We start from the raw sequence: 15,282 nt of genomic DNA, 5'->3' as shown, positions 1-15,282 counted from the left end.
ATAAAAAGTTTAGTGTAAAATAGGTAGATATAGGTGGTAGAACAGATTATTCAATTATAGATTCAACGCTAGCTATAGATTCTTTCATAGATTCTTCCAAACTTTTACCTGAAAACATTTACAACAAGATTATCTGTGATTTTTGCGCCAATCTATGATATACTTTTTTAGTTAAATTAAAATATATAGAGGATATTATGACAAAACTTAGAGAAGACATCCGTAACGTAGCCATTATTGCCCACGTTGACCACGGAAAAACAACCCTCGTTGATGAATTATTGAAACAATCCCAAACACTTGATGAACGTACGCAGTTGGATGAGCGTGCCATGGACTCAAACGACATCGAAAAAGAGCGTGGAATCACTATTCTTGCTAAAAACACTGCCGTAGCTTACAACGGTACTCGTATCAACATCATGGACACACCGGGACACGCGGACTTCGGTGGTGAGGTTGAGCGTATCATGAAAATGGTTGACGGTGTTGTGCTTGTCGTAGATGCCTACGAAGGGACTATGCCACAGACTCGTTTCGTATTGAAAAAAGCACTTGAACAAAACTTGACACCAATCGTCGTTGTCAACAAGATTGACAAGCCTTCTGCTCGTCCAGAGGAAGTAGTGGATGAAGTCCTTGAACTCTTCATCGAATTGGGTGCAGATGATGACCAGTTGGAATTCCCAGTGGTTTATGCGTCAGCCATCAACGGAACCTCCTCTTTGTCTGACAATCCAGCAGACCAAGAAGAAACAATGGCACCAATTTTCGATACCATCATCGAGCATATCCCTGCACCAGTGGATAACTCAGATGAGCCTTTGCAGTTCCAAGTATCCCTTTTGGACTACAACGACTTCGTAGGTCGTATCGGTATCGGTCGTGTCTTCCGTGGAACTGTTAAAGTAGGTGACCAAGTTACCCTTTCTAAGCTAGATGGCACAACGAAAAACTTCCGCGTTACAAAACTCTTTGGTTTCTTCGGTCTTGAGCGTAAAGAAATCCAAGAAGCAAAAGCTGGTGATTTGATTGCTGTTTCTGGTATGGAAGACATCTTCGTTGGTGAAACTGTGACTCCGACGGATGCAGTTGAGCCACTTCCAGTTCTTCGTATCGATGAGCCAACTCTTCAAATGACTTTCTTGGTCAACAACTCACCGTTTGCAGGTCGTGAAGGTAAATGGGTAACATCACGTAAGATTGAAGAACGTCTTTTGGCGGAATTGCAGACAGACGTTTCTCTCCGTGTAGATCCTACAGACTCGCCAGACAAATGGACTGTTTCAGGTCGTGGTGAATTGCACTTGTCTATCTTGATTGAAACCATGCGTCGTGAGGGCTATGAGCTTCAAGTATCACGTCCAGAAGTTATCATCAAGGAAATCGACGGCGTGAAAATGGAGCCATTCGAGCGCGTGCAAATCGATACTCCAGAAGAATACCAAGGTTCTGTTATCCAATCTCTATCTGAGCGTAAGGGTGATATGTTGGATATGGTTGCGACAGGTAATGGTCAAACTCGTCTTGTTTTCCTTGTACCTGCGCGTGGTTTGATTGGTTACTCAACAGAGTTCCTTTCTATGACTCGTGGTTACGGTATCATGAACCATACTTTCGACCAATACTTACCAGTTGTTCAAGGTGAGATCGGTGGTCGTCACCGTGGTGCCCTTGTCTCTATCGATCAAGGTAAGGCAACTACTTACTCAATCATGCGTATCGAAGAGCGTGGTACAATCTTCGTTAACCCAGGTACTGAGGTTTATGAAGGAATGATTATCGGTGAAAACTCGCGTGAAAATGACTTGACCGTTAACATCACAACTGCAAAACAAATGACCAACGTTCGTTCAGCAACCAAAGACCAAACGTCAGTTATCAAGACACCACGTATCTTGACTCTTGAAGAATCACTAGAATTCTTGAACGATGATGAATACATGGAAGTAACGCCTGAGTCAATCCGTCTTCGTAAGCAAATCTTGAACAAGGCAGAACGTGACAAAGCCGCTAAAAAGAAAAAATTAGCAACTGAGGAATAATTTCTAGGAGAAGAAGCATGTTTTATTTAATCCTCGCCATCATGTTAGTACTTTTTTATATATTTGTGGCACCTCGCAATATTAAGGGGACTATGAATTTGATTGCGGCAGTATTTTTACTGGTAGCATTAGCGATTGCCATGGTACTTGGATTTTTAAGAATCATGCAATTTTCAAAGGAAATTTGGGTTGGTCTACTAATGATTCTGATTGGTTTTTGGGCGATGCGGGATATTTATTATCTCGATAAAGAACCGAAAGACAGGCAGAGGAGAACAGAGCGACCTGGTCCTTATAGATATAGATGAAATTAACCGACGCTTTGCGTCGGTTTTTCTGTCCTCTGGCTTGAAAAAGGTCTTCGTAAAGGGTAAAATAAGGTGTTAGAAAGTAAAGGTATTTGAGATGAAGATGGTTGATATTGTAAAAAATAAGAAAGTGTTAGTGCTAGGTTTAGCTAAATCAGGGGAATCTGCAGCCCGTCTCCTAGATAAATTGGGTGCTATCGTCACTGTTAACGATGGAAAGCCTTTTGAAGAAAATCCGACTGCTCAATCTTTGTTGGAAGATGGTATCCGTGTTATTTGCGGGAGCCATCCAATTGAATTACTAGATGAAGATTTTGCCTTGATGGTGAAAAATCCAGGGATTCGGTATGATAATCCAATGGTTGAAAAAGCAATCGGAAAAGGAATTCCAGTCTGGACAGAGGTTGAATTAGCCTATTTAATTTCAGAGGCTCCAATTGTTGGTATTACAGGATCAAATGGTAAAACAACCACAACAACCATGATTGCAGAAGTCTTGAATGCTGGTCAAAAGCCTGCTAAATTATGTGGTAATATTGGCTATCCAGCATCTTCGGTCGCTCAAACTGCGACTGCAGAAGATACCTTGGTCATGGAATTATCTTCCTTTCAGTTAATGGGGACAGAATCTTTCCGCCCACATATCGCCGTTGTGACTAATCTCATCGCTAGCCATATTGATTATCATGGGACTTTTGAAGACTATGTAGCAGCAAAATGGATGATTCAGCGTCAGATGACAGCTGAGGATTTCGTAGTTCTCAATTTCAACCAGAAAGAAGCTAAGGAATTGGCTGGACAGACCAAGGCAACTGTCGTTCCTTTTTCTACGCTGGAAGTAGTAGATGGAGCTTACTTAGCAGATGGAAAACTCTATTTCAAAGGTGAATACATCATGGATGCTGACCAGATTGGTGTTCCAGGTTCCCACAATATTGAAAATGCCTTGGCAACGATTGTCGTAGCTAAATTGATGGGGGTAGATAATCAAGCTATCCAAGAAAGCCTATCTGCCTTCGGTGGTGTCAAACACCGTTTGCAGTTTGTAGGTGAGATTAATGGCGTTTCCTTCTATAATGATAGTAAGTCTACAAATATTTTAGCAACCCAAAAAGCCTTGTCTGGTTTTGACAATAGTAAGGTTATTTTAATTGCCGGTGGTTTGGACCGTGGCAATGAATTTGATGAATTAGTCCCAGATTTGGTCGGACTAAAGAAAATGGTGATCCTTGGTCAATCAGCTCCCCGTGTTCAACGTGCTGCCGATAAGGCGGGAGTGGAAACCGTTTCAGCTTTAGATATTGCAGATGCAACAAGAAAGGCTTTTGAAAAAGCAGAAAATGGGGATATTGTACTGTTAAGTCCGGCCAATGCAAGCTGGGATATGTATGCCAATTTTGAAGTGCGCGGAGATGTCTTCCTGCAGACTTTTGAGGAGTTGAACTAATCATGAAAAAAATTGTTTTTACAGGAGGAGGGACAGTCGGACATGTGACGCTCAATCTTCTCTTGATTCCCAGATTTTTAGAAGAAGGTTGGGAAGTTCATTATATTGGTGATGGGAATGGGATTGAGCACGAGCAAATTGTCAAATCTGGTCTAGATGTTCATTTCCATTCGATTGCGACCGGGAAATTACGTCGTTATTTTTCATTCCAAAACATGCTTGATGTGTTTAAAGTTGGTTTTGGTGTTCTTCAATCCGTGGCCATTATTGCTAAAATTCGTCCGCAAGCTCTTTTTTCAAAAGGTGGGTTTGTATCGGTTCCGCCAGTTATTGCTGCTAATTTGCTACGGGTTCCAGTCTTTATCCATGAATCAGACTTAACAATGGGACTGGCCAATAAAATAGCCTATAAATTTGCGACAACCATGTATAGTACTTTTGAGCAACCTGCCAGCTTGACTAAAGTAAAACATGTTGGTGCGGTTACAAAAGTGGGGCAAACGAATGACAAAGTTACACCAATCCAGTTGCCAGAAATTCTCAGTCACTTCGATAAAAGTCTGCCGACCCTACTATTTGTAGGTGGTTCGGGCGGTGCTAAGGTCTTTAATGATTTAATCAGTCAGAATAGTGCTGCTCTGACCGAACGATTCAATATTATCAACTTGACAGGGGACAGTAGTCTCAACCAATTAGATAAAAACCTATATAGAGTTGACTATGTGACAGAACTTTATCAACCGTTGATGGATTTAGCGGATGTCGTTATTACCCGTGGTGGTTCCAATACTCTGTTTGAATTGATTGCCATGCAACAACTCCATTTGATTGTGCCCCTAGGACGACAGGCCAGTCGAGGGGATCAGATTGAAAATGCTCTCTATGCAGAGAAAAAGGGATATTCTAAGCAGATTGATGAAAGTCAATTGACATTTGCCAGCCTGTTAGTAGAAGTCGATGAGCTATTGAAAAATAAGGAATTTTATATCCAAAACATGGCAAATTCTAATGAAATTCAGTCAGTAGATAGTTTTTACAATTTGCTTAGAGAAGATATGGGAAGGTAGGTTCTATGACGGAAAAAGATTCAAATGTAGAAGAATCAGTGCTAGAAGTGGAACAGGCATCCCAAGTAGAATTGGATTCAGAGCAAATTTCACCAGTAGAGAAAGAATCTGTATTAGCCGAAGAAAAAGGACTTTCTACGGATGTAGACATACCTGACATGACTGCTCCGGATGATGAAAAAAGTGCCTTTTTCGAACAATGGAAAGCACGCCACCAAGCCTACCTTGCTCATAAAGATGACGCAGATATTCAGTCAGTTGACGAGGGGCAGACAGAACAGAAGATCCCAGAAGCTAAAAAGAGTAAAAGGGGCCTTTTTCAGGGAATAAACAGAAGACAAGAGAGTCTGGAATCCAAGACAGAAACAGAGAAAAAGGTCCAGCCTTTAAAAGTTGATATTCCTTCCAAAGTAGTCTGGAAAGCTATTCCGGTTCTTGTGACGAGTTTGTTACTGGCAGCTCTAGCCTTGTATTTTATTTCTCCAACCAGCAAGAAAAAACAAATAGAGGTTGTCGGAAATGAGCGACTAACTGCTGAGCAAGTAGAAAATTATAGCCGTATCTCTCCGGATGATTACAATGTAACTATAGCTTTGCATGCAGATGCTTACGCAAAGAATATTAAGAAGAATAGTTCGTCTGTAGAGACAGCAACAATCAAGTTCCAGTTTCCAGCTACCTTTACCATTCACATCAAAGAATACGCAATAATAGGCTACATTCAGCAACAAAGTCAGTGGTATCCAGTACTGTCTAGTGGAGTGGTTGGCGGAGAGCCGATTTCACAGGATTCTTTGCCAGAAGGCTACACAACGATTAATTTATCCGACAAGGAATTAATCAAGGAACTGGCCATTGAATTGGGTAAAATAGATGCAGGAATTCGTTCTGCTATTCAGACAATAAATTTAACGCCAAGTAAAGTGACTGCGGATTTGCTGACACTCAATATGGCAGATGGAAATACGGTTTTAGTTCCATTGAGTGAGATTAGCCAGAAGTTGCCTTACTATACAAAAATAGCGGCAGAAGTGACAGTTCCAACGACAATTGATATGGAAGTTGGTATTTATAGATATGCAAGCTGAAATAGATAATTTTGTAAAGAAAAAGTAATAAAAAAATCCTTTAAAAACACCATAATTCGATATAATATGGTATAATGAATGATGACTAATTATACTATTTTTCAAAATGGAAGATGATTTGTTAAAGTTGGAAGTAAGAGAGGACTGATAGAATGGCTAGGAACGGCTTTTTTACGGGATTAGATATTGGTACAAGCTCCGTTAAAGTCTTGGTTGCAGAATATATTGATAACGAAATGAATGTGATTGGGGTCAGCAATGTAAAAAGTGCTGGCGTCAAAGATGGAATTATTGTAAATATTGAGGTGGCTGCTGGAGCGATTAAAAAAGCAATCGAGCAGGCAGAAGAAAAGTCAGGTATCCGCATTGAAAAGGTAAATGTTGGATTACCTGCCAACCTTCTTCAGATTGAACCGACTCAAGGGATGATTCCTGTTACAACAGATTCACAAGAAATTACAGACTTAGATGTTGAAAATGTTGTAAAATCAGCATTGACAAAGAGTATGACTCCGGAACGTGAAGTGATTTCATTTATTCCAGAAGAGTTCACTGTCGATGGATTCCAAGGCATTAAGGACCCTCGTGGAATGATGGGAATTCGCTTGGAAATGCGTGGTATGCTGTACACAGGACCACGTACCATTCTTCACAATCTTCGTAAAACGGTGGAGCGTGCAGGTGTCCAAGTTGAAAATATTGTAATTTCTCCGTTGGCACTAACTCGCTCTGTATTGAATGAAGGTGAACGTGAGTTTGGTGCGACTGTCATTGATCTTGGTGGTGGTCAAACGACTGTGGCTGTTATGCGTGGCCAAGAGTTGCAATATACAAACATCTACCAAGAAGGTGGAGATTATATCACAAATGATATTTCAAAAGTATTGACAACTTCAAAGAGTATTGCTGAAAACTTGAAATACAACTACGGCATTGCCTATCCGCAAGATGCAAGTGATAAGGAAAAATTCACTGTTGACGTGATTGGAGAAAACGCTCCAGTTGAAGTGACCGAGCGCTACCTTTCAGAAGTGATTGCGGCACGTTTACGTCAGATTTTTGACCGTGTGAAACAAGATTTGGAGCGTACACGTGCTCTAGATTTACCAGGAGGCATTGTTATTGTAGGTGGTGGTGCTATCTTACCAGGAATTACAGAATTGGCCCAAGAAGTGTTTGGTGTTAACACTAAACTTTATGTTCCAAATCAGATTGGTATCCGCAATCCTGCATTTGCAAGTGTGATTAGCTTTGTTGAGTATGTTGGTGAGTTAGAAGATGTAGAAAATATTGCCCAACATGCAGTAAATGGTGAAACTACCTTGAGACATAAGCCAGTTGAAATTCCTGTTGCTCGTCCTCGGATTAGTCAGCCAATTCAAAGAGAAATCGTGAACGAATTGAACACAGTTGATCAGGTAGAGGAACAAGTTGCTCCTACTTACCATGATGAGGAAGAAGAAGTTCGTCCAGCTGCTAAGGGAAACATCACAGATCGCATTCGTGGTTTGTTTGGCAGCATGTTTGAATAAGAGAAAAGAAAAGGTGATTTAAACTATGGCATTTTCATTTGAAGCAGCAGCTAGTCATGGTGCTGTCATTAAAGTAATCGGTGTCGGCGGTGGTGGCGGGAACGCGATCAACCGTATGATTGAAGAAGGTGTTGCTGGGGTTGAGTTCATTGCAGCAAACACAGATGTACAAGCGCTAAGTAGCTCTAAAGCTGAAACAGTTATCCAACTAGGTCCTAAATTGACTCGTGGTTTGGGTGCTGGAGGTCAACCTGAGGTTGGTCGTAAAGCTGCTGAGGAAAGCGAAGAAGCATTGACTAATGTATTAACTGGTGCAGATATGGTCTTCATCACTGCTGGTATGGGCGGTGGCTCAGGGACTGGTGCGGCTCCTGTTATTGCACGTATTGCTAAAAACTTGGGTGCGTTGACTGTCGCAGTTGTGACTCGTCCGTTTGGTTTTGAAGGAAATAAACGCGGAAACTTTGCGATTGAGGGAATTGAAGGGCTTCGCGAACAAGTAGATACACTCTTAATTATTTCAAACAACAACCTTCTTGAAATTGTTGATAAGAAAACACCGCTTTTAGAAGCACTAAGCGAAGCTGATAATGTTCTTCGTCAAGGTGTTCAAGGAATTACAGACTTGATTACAAATCCTGGTTTGATTAACTTGGACTTTGCAGATGTGAAGACAGTTATGGAAAACAAAGGAAACGCCTTGATGGGTATCGGTATCGGTACTGGTGAGGACCGAGTGATTGAGGCGGCTCGTAAAGCGATTTATTCTCCTCTTCTTGAAACAACAATTGATGGTGCAGAGGATGTCATTGTCAATGTTACAGGTGGTTATGACATGACTCTGACAGAAGCAGAAGATGCTTCAGAAATCGTTAATCAGGCTGCAGGTCAAGGTGTTAACATTTGGTTGGGGACATCTATTGATGAAACAATGAAAGATGAGATTCGTGTGACTGTTGTGGCTACGGGTGTTCGTCAAGATACTGCTGATAAACCAGCCCGCCATCGTACGGAAGCTGTTTCACCACGCCCTTCTCAACGCTTTGATCATTCAGTAGCATCAGCACCAACTCGTGGAGCTGCACAACAAACTGAAGCGCCGAAAGCTTCTGCCTTCGGAGAGTGGGATTTGCGTCGTGAAAACTTGATTCGTCCAACTGACACAGAACCAACTTCCACTGTTTCAGTCGAAAAATTTACAATGGATCAAGATGAGGATGAATTGGATACACCACCATTCTTCCGTAATCGCTAAACTAAAATGAATTTTCAAAAGAATAAGGATGCTATCTTTTCAGCAGTGGCAAAAGCTGCTGAAAAGGCAGGTCGTCCGAGTGAATCAGTAAAGGTAATAGCTGTCACCAAATATGTTGACAGCTCTATTGCTAATCAGCTAGTGAATACTGGGATTACCCATATTGGAGAAAATCGAGTCGATAAGTTCTTAGAAAAGTATAATGCCCTAGCAGACAAACAATTGACATGGCATTTGATAGGGACTTTACAGAGAAGAAAGGTCAAGGACATTATTCCATTTGTTGATTATTTCCACGCCCTAGACTCTGTCAAACTAGCTCAGGAAATAGATAAACGTGCGACTAAAATAGTCAAGTGTTTCCTCCAAGTCAACGTTTCTGGTGAGGAGAGTAAGCATGGCTTTGCAGTATCTGAGATTGATGCGGCACTTGCTGAAATTAGCTTATTGGAGAACATTGAACTTGTTGGATTGATGACGATGGCACCGATTGATGCTACAGATGATGAATTAGACGAGATCTTTTCTAAAATGCAGGAAATCCAAGAAGAACTAGCTACAAGGAACTTACCACGTATGCCCTTTACAGAGTTAAGTATGGGAATGAGTGGGGACTTTGAACGCGCCATTGCTCACGGAGCTACATATGTGAGAATTGGCTCAGCATTCTTTGAATAATGGAGAGGAGGAAAATATGGCATTAAAAGATACATTTAAGAACTTATTTAATTACTTTGAAGTTGACGAAGTCAATGAAGTTGAAGAACAGGCAGATGCCTATTCAATGCCTAATGATCGTCCTAAAATGCGTGTTGCCAACACTACAGCTGCACCTGTGCGCGAACAGCAGCCAAAAGTAGAGACGCGTCGGGAAGCTCGTTCAGAAAGTCAACTTCAACGCCTACATGAAAGGCAGCAAGAATTGATGACTAATAATAACGAAAAAGAGATTGTCAAAACTACAATTGATATTAAGTTTCCAAAACGTTATGAAGATGCACCAGAGATGGTAAATCTTTTATTAGATAATGCGAGTATTCTCATTGATTTTCAGTATATGTCGGAGCAACAAGCTAGACGTTGCCTAGACTACTTGGATGGTGCTCGTTCAGTATTATCTGGAAATTTGAAAAAGGTCTCAAATACCATGTGGCTGTTAACTCCAGTAAATGTCACAGTCAATATTGAAGAATTGCGCAATGCTGGTACAACTACTGGTGTGGCTGATTCAAATTTTGACTTTGATATAAAACGGTAACGCTATGCAAATTTTGATTTTTTTACTATTAAAAATTGTAGAAATTTATTCCTATCTCTTATTGGCATACGCTTTGCTAAGTTGGTTTCCTAGCCTATACACAAGCTCGATTGGACGTTTGATTCAATGGTTGGTAGCACCGATTTTAAAACCCTTTAGGCGATTTAATCTACAATTTATGGGGTTGGATTGGACTGTAATGGCAGCCATGATTGCGCTTAATATGGGAACACGCTTCTTGGTTCAGTTATTACTCCTGTTAGCATAGTTATGAAAAATGACAAAAACTTATTGCAACATTTTTCTAGGGAAGAAAGAGAGTTTGTAGAGAAAATAATGGATATGTGTCAGCAAGTTGAAGATACGTATTCATACAGATTAACTCAGTTTTTACATCCTAGACAAGATGAAATTGTATGCAAAATTGCTAACTACTACCAGTTACAAACATTTTCTAGTCGGGACTTTGTTTCGACTGAACATTCGCGGGTTATTATTGCCCCGGCTTATTATGAGTTGGACATCAAGGACTTTGAGTTAACCGCTCTTCATTTGTCCTATGCTAGAAAATTTCACACCTTATCCCATTCACAAGTTCTTGGAACTTTTCTCAATCAACTAGGGATTAAAAGGGAGTATTTGGGTGATATTTTGATTGATGATGAACGATTGATTGTCTTTATCGATCAGAAATTTGGGCAGATTGCCTTACAATCTATCACTAAAGTTGCTCGTGTCCCTGTTAAGGGAAAGGAAGAAGAATGGACGACTGTTCGACTACCGATTGGACAGGAATGGCGTTCAAAGGATGTGTTGGTTTCCAGTATGAGATTGGATAAATTGATTTCGGTCGCATTTAATCTTTCAAGGGCAACTGCAAATAAGTTGATTGAGGCTGGACATGTGAAGTTGGATTATGTTCTGACAGAACAAACCAGTAAATTAGTTGAAATAGGGCAATTAATTAGTGTTAGGAGATATGGTAGAGTTCGCCTAAATGAATTTTTAGGTTTTTCTAAGTAAGGGAAGATAAAATTGAAGTTAGACATTGTTAAAACTTAGGAGGAAAGATGGCACTTACAGCATTAGAATTAAAAGATAAAACCTTTGCTACAAAATTTAGAGGATACGACGCAGATGAAGTTGATGACTTTTTGGACATTGTAACACGTGATTATGAGGATTTAATTCGTAAAAATCATGACCAAGAGTTAGAATTGAAAAATTTGCGGGAACGTTTGGCTTATTTTGATGAGATGAAAGAATCATTGAGTAAATCAGTTCTTTTAGCTCAAGATACAGCTGAGAAAGTAAAGGTTGCGGCCGAAGATCAAGCGGCAAATATTATTAAACAAGCTGACTATGATGCGGCAACATTGTTACATGAAGCTAAAGATAAGGCAAATGCAATTCTTCGTAATGCGACTGACAACGCGAAAAAAGTTGTCATTGAGACTGAAGAATTAAAAAACCAGACACGTATTTTCCATCAGCGTCTGAAATCAACAGTAGAAAGCCAATTATCACTGGTTAATTCATCTGAATGGGAGGAAATCCTTCGCCCAACAGCAAGTTACATTCAAACAAGTGATGAGGCTTTCCGTGATGTTCTTCATAAGGCTTTGGATGAAGAATTACCTGTTGAAGAAGAAAGTTTGGATTATACACGTCAATTGACACCAGAAGAAATTGCAGAATTAACTCGTCAGGCAGCGGCTTTTGAGAGTGGAGATTCTGTAGAAATTTCAACAGAAGAATAATAAAGATCATAAGCAGAGACACGGTCGGTAGAAATATTTATAGCGAGTAGGAGATGGTGGAAGCCCTACAATCTCTTTCTATGGATCATCACTTTGTTTGATTTTTCCTGAAAATAGTAAGGAAAGACGCCCGTTCACGTTACGAACATAGAGGGATAGGGGAAACTCTATCTAAACTAAGGTGGTACCACGAACTTTCGTCCTTATTTGGCGGGAGTTTTTTATATTTTTTATGATACGATTAGAATTAGTAAACAAGGACAACTTTGAAGCAGTGTTACAAGTTCAACTTGCACCTGAGGACCAACGCCGAGTAGCATCGGTTGAATATTCTTTGGCACAGGCATGGCTGTATAGAGAGGACGGACATCTTCTCCCTTATGCTGTCAAATCAGGACAGAAAGTCGTAGGTTTTGTATTGTTGTCTATACAAGAAGACAAGAGCTACTATGTGTGGCGTTTGTTAATAGACAGACATTATCAAAATAGAGGCTATGGTAAGGAAGTCATCCGACAAGTGATTGGTCTGGCTAAGGAAGATCCAAGTTGCCACACAATTACCATGAATTATGTAATCGGTAATCATAAAATGAGGTACATTTTAGAAAAACTTGGTTTTCAATCCGTTGGTTTAGAAGGTCAAGAAATGAAAATGGAATTAATTATAAGATAAAGGAGTTATGATGAAACTAAAAGAAACACTCAATTTAGGTAAGACAGCCTTCCCAATGCGTGCAGGTTTGCCAACTCGTGAGCCAGAATGGCAAAAAGCTTGGGATGAAGCAAACTTGTATGCTCGTCGTCAAGAACTCAACGCAGGCAAGCCAGCCTTCCACCTACACGATGGCCCTCCATACGCAAACGGAAATATCCACGTTGGACATGCTTTGAACAAGATTTCTAAAGATATTATCGTTCGCTCTAAGTCAATGTCTGGTTTCCGTGCTCCATTTGTACCAGGCTGGGATACGCACGGCCTTCCTATTGAGCAAGTATTGGCAAAACAAGGTGTTAAACGCAAGGAAATGGACCTGGTTGAATATCTTGAAATGTGTCGTGATTATGCCCTCAGCCAAGTTGACAAGCAACGTGATGATTTTAAACGCTTGGGTGTTTCTGCAGACTGGGAAAATCCATATATCACTTTGACAAAAGACTACGAAGCAGCTCAGATCCGGGTCTTCGGTGCTATGGCAGACAAGGGCTATATCTACCGCGGTGCCAAGCCTGTTTATTGGTCATGGTCATCTGAGTCTGCCCTTGCAGAAGCTGAAATTGAATATCACGACATTGACTCGACATCTCTTTACTATGCTAACAAGGTTAAAGATGGCAAGGGGCTCTTGGATACAGATAGCTACATCATTGTCTGGACAACGACTCCATTTACGGTAACGGCTTCTCGCGGTTTGACAATGGGAGCAGACATTGACTATGTCTTGGTTCAACCTGCTGGCTCTGACCGTAAGTATGTCTTGGCAGAAGCCTTGGTTGATAGCTTGGCAGCCAAATTCGGTTGGGAATCTTTTGAAGTGATTTCAAAACACAAGGGTGCTGAATTTGAATATATCGTGACCGAACACCCATGGGATACTGAAGTGGATGAATTGGTCATCTTGGGTGAGCATGTTACAACGGACTCAGGTACTGGTATCGTCCATACGGCACCAGGCTTTGGTGAGGATGACTACAATGTCGGTGTCAAATATGACTTGGAGGTTGCAGTAACTGTCAACGAACGTGGCTTGATGAATGAAGCTGCGGGTCCTGATTTTGAAGGGCAATTCTATGACAAGGTTGTACCAACGGTTAAGGAAAAATTAGGCGACTTGCTCCTTGCTAGTGAAGTGATTAATCACTCCTACCCATTTGACTGGAGAACCAAGAAGCCAATCATCTGGCGTGCAGTGCCACAGTGGTTTGCCTCTGTCTCTAAATTCCGTCAGGAAATCTTGGACCAAATCGAAGCAACGACCTTTATTCCTGCTTGGGGTAAAACACGTCTTTACAACATGATCCGTGACCGTGGTGACTGGGTTATCTCTCGTCAACGTGCTTGGGGTGTGCCACTCCCAATCTTCTACGCAGAAGATGGCACAGCCATCATGACCAAGGAAGTGACAGACCACGTTGCAGCTCTCTTTGAAGAGCATGGTTCTATCATCTGGTGGAAATCAGAAGCCAAAGACCTCTTGCCTGCTGGTTTCACTCATCCAGGTTCACCAAATGGCGAATTTACCAAAGAAACAGACATCATGGACGTATGGTTTGACTCTGGTTCATCTTGGAATGGTGTCATGAACGCTCGTGAAAACCTTGCCTACCCAGCAGACCTCTACCTTGAAGGTTCAGACCAATACCGTGGTTGGTTTAACTCATCCTTGATTACCTCTGTTGCTGTAAATGGTCATGCGCCATATAAAGCTATCTTGTCACAAGGTTTTGTCTTAGATGGCAAAGGTATGAAGATGTCTAAATCTCTAGGCAATACCATTCTTCCAAGTGATGTTGAGAAACAATTTGGTGCAGAAATCTTACGTCTGTGGGTAACTTCTGTGGATACTTCAAACGACGTACGTGTGTCTATGGATATTCTTGGACAGGTTTCTGAAACCTACCGTAAAATCCGTAATACCCTTCGCTTCTTGATTGCCAACACTTCTGATTTCAATCCTGCAAGTGATGCGGTGGCATACGAAGAGCTTCGTTCTGTTGACCAATATCTCTTGGTGAAATTCAATAAATTGGTAGCTCAAATCCGTGAAGCCTACGACAATTATGATTTCATGGGCATCTATAAATCTGTAGTAAACTTTGTAACCCTTGATTTGTCAGCCTTCTACCTCGATTTTGCCAAAGATGTCGTCTACATTGATAGTGCTAAATCACTTTCTCGTCGTCAGATGCAAACTGTCTTCTATGACATCTTGGTGAAAATTACCAAGCTCTTGACCCCAATCTTGCCACATACAGCAGAAGAAATCTGGTCATACTTGGAACACGAAGCAGAAGAGTTTGTACAATTGGCGGAAATGCCAGAGGTGGAAACCTTTGCCAATGAAGCGCAGCTTTTAGCTGACTGGGAAAACTTTATGAACTTCCGTACTCAGGCACAAAAAGCCTTGGAAGAAGCGCGTAATGAAAAAGTGATTGGTAAGTCACTTGAAGCTCATTTGACGGCCTATGTGTCAGCTGAAACCAAGTCCTTCTTGGAGTGCTTGAATGCAGACCTTGCTCAGTTGCTCATCGTTTCAAACTTGACAGTAACCACGGAAGCAGCTCCTGAAAGTGCTGTTCTGGTAGAAGAAGTTGCCTTTACTGTAGAGCGTGCAAGCGGTGAAGTATGTGACCGTTGCCGCCGCATTGATACTAGTGTTGCAGAGCGCAGCTATGGTGCGACAATCTGTGACCACTGTGCAAGCGTAGTGGAAGAAAACTTTGCTGAAGCAGTAGCTCAAGGTTTTGAAGCCTAAGCAATCACAATACATTTGTTAAAGTCTATCTAGCGATAGGCTTTTTTTG

General features: G+C 41.2%; 14 protein-coding genes. All 14 read left to right on the top strand.

What is annotated here, in order from left to right; translation table 11 throughout:
• The first annotated feature begins 197 nt into the window (after positions 1-197).
• The 14 genes from typA to ileS all read left to right on the top strand — a co-directional run bounded on the left by typA (position 198) and on the right by ileS (position 15,233).
• Positions 198-2,045 (top strand): translational GTPase TypA, encoded by a 1,848-nt coding sequence (typA, locus tag F9856_RS10675; RefSeq protein ID WP_002943010.1) that lies wholly within the window; start codon positions 198-200, stop codon positions 2,043-2,045.
• A gap of 17 nt (positions 2,046-2,062) precedes the next feature.
• Positions 2,063-2,353, top strand: a complete 291-nt coding sequence (locus F9856_RS10670) for a DUF3165 family protein (protein ID WP_202106582.1) — start codon at positions 2,063-2,065, stop codon at positions 2,351-2,353.
• A 97-nt stretch (positions 2,354-2,450) separates the two neighbouring features.
• On the top strand, positions 2,451-3,800 hold the full coding sequence (murD, locus tag F9856_RS10665) for a UDP-N-acetylmuramoyl-L-alanine--D-glutamate ligase (protein WP_202106581.1): 1,350 nt from the start codon (positions 2,451-2,453) through the stop codon (positions 3,798-3,800).
• A gap of 2 nt (positions 3,801-3,802) precedes the next feature.
• The gene (locus F9856_RS10660; protein WP_202106580.1) at positions 3,803-4,867 is read left to right on the top strand and encodes a UDP-N-acetylglucosamine--N-acetylmuramyl-(pentapeptide) pyrophosphoryl-undecaprenol N-acetylglucosamine transferase; all 1,065 of its coding nucleotides are present in this window, start codon (positions 3,803-3,805) and stop codon (positions 4,865-4,867) included.
• A 5-nt stretch (positions 4,868-4,872) separates the two neighbouring features.
• Positions 4,873-5,955, top strand: a complete 1,083-nt coding sequence (locus tag F9856_RS10655; protein ID WP_202106579.1) for a cell division protein FtsQ/DivIB — start codon at positions 4,873-4,875, stop codon at positions 5,953-5,955.
• Positions 5,956-6,107: 152 nt separating this feature from the next.
• Positions 6,108-7,487, top strand: coding sequence for a cell division protein FtsA (ftsA, locus tag F9856_RS10650; RefSeq protein ID WP_024375744.1), 1,380 nt, complete (start codon positions 6,108-6,110; stop codon positions 7,485-7,487).
• Between the two features lie 25 nt (positions 7,488-7,512).
• The gene (gene ftsZ, locus F9856_RS10645; RefSeq protein ID WP_002943037.1) at positions 7,513-8,742 is read left to right on the top strand and encodes a cell division protein FtsZ; all 1,230 of its coding nucleotides are present in this window, start codon (positions 7,513-7,515) and stop codon (positions 8,740-8,742) included.
• Positions 8,743-8,748: 6 nt separating this feature from the next.
• On the top strand, positions 8,749-9,420 hold the full coding sequence (locus tag F9856_RS10640; RefSeq protein ID WP_032510578.1) for a YggS family pyridoxal phosphate-dependent enzyme: 672 nt from the start codon (positions 8,749-8,751) through the stop codon (positions 9,418-9,420).
• 16 nt (positions 9,421-9,436) lie between these two features.
• Entirely contained in the window at positions 9,437-10,000 is a 564-nt protein-coding gene (locus F9856_RS10635; protein ID WP_024393136.1) for a cell division protein SepF, read from the top strand.
• Between the two features lie 4 nt (positions 10,001-10,004).
• Entirely contained in the window at positions 10,005-10,268 is a 264-nt protein-coding gene (locus tag F9856_RS10630) for a YggT family protein (protein ID WP_002943042.1), read from the top strand.
• A gap of 2 nt (positions 10,269-10,270) precedes the next feature.
• A complete protein-coding gene (locus F9856_RS10625) occupies positions 10,271-11,023 on the top strand; it encodes an RNA-binding protein (RefSeq protein WP_202106578.1) in 753 nt (250 codons plus the stop codon).
• A 47-nt stretch (positions 11,024-11,070) separates the two neighbouring features.
• On the top strand, positions 11,071-11,760 hold the full coding sequence (locus F9856_RS10620) for a DivIVA domain-containing protein (protein WP_074415924.1): 690 nt from the start codon (positions 11,071-11,073) through the stop codon (positions 11,758-11,760).
• A 232-nt stretch (positions 11,761-11,992) separates the two neighbouring features.
• Entirely contained in the window at positions 11,993-12,433 is a 441-nt protein-coding gene (locus F9856_RS10615) for a GNAT family N-acetyltransferase (protein ID WP_053864490.1), read from the top strand.
• A 10-nt stretch (positions 12,434-12,443) separates the two neighbouring features.
• Positions 12,444-15,233 (top strand): isoleucine--tRNA ligase, encoded by a 2,790-nt coding sequence (gene ileS, locus F9856_RS10610; protein WP_202106577.1) that lies wholly within the window; start codon positions 12,444-12,446, stop codon positions 15,231-15,233.
• The last annotated feature ends 49 nt before the right edge of the window (positions 15,234-15,282 follow it).

The sequence above is a fragment of the Streptococcus suis genome, assembly GCF_016743335.1.
Taxonomy (GTDB): Bacteria; Bacillota; Bacilli; order Lactobacillales; family Streptococcaceae; genus Streptococcus; species Streptococcus suis_Y.
The sequence above is the reverse complement of the archived record's forward strand: the minus strand, read 5'-3'. Positions and strand labels throughout refer to the sequence as shown.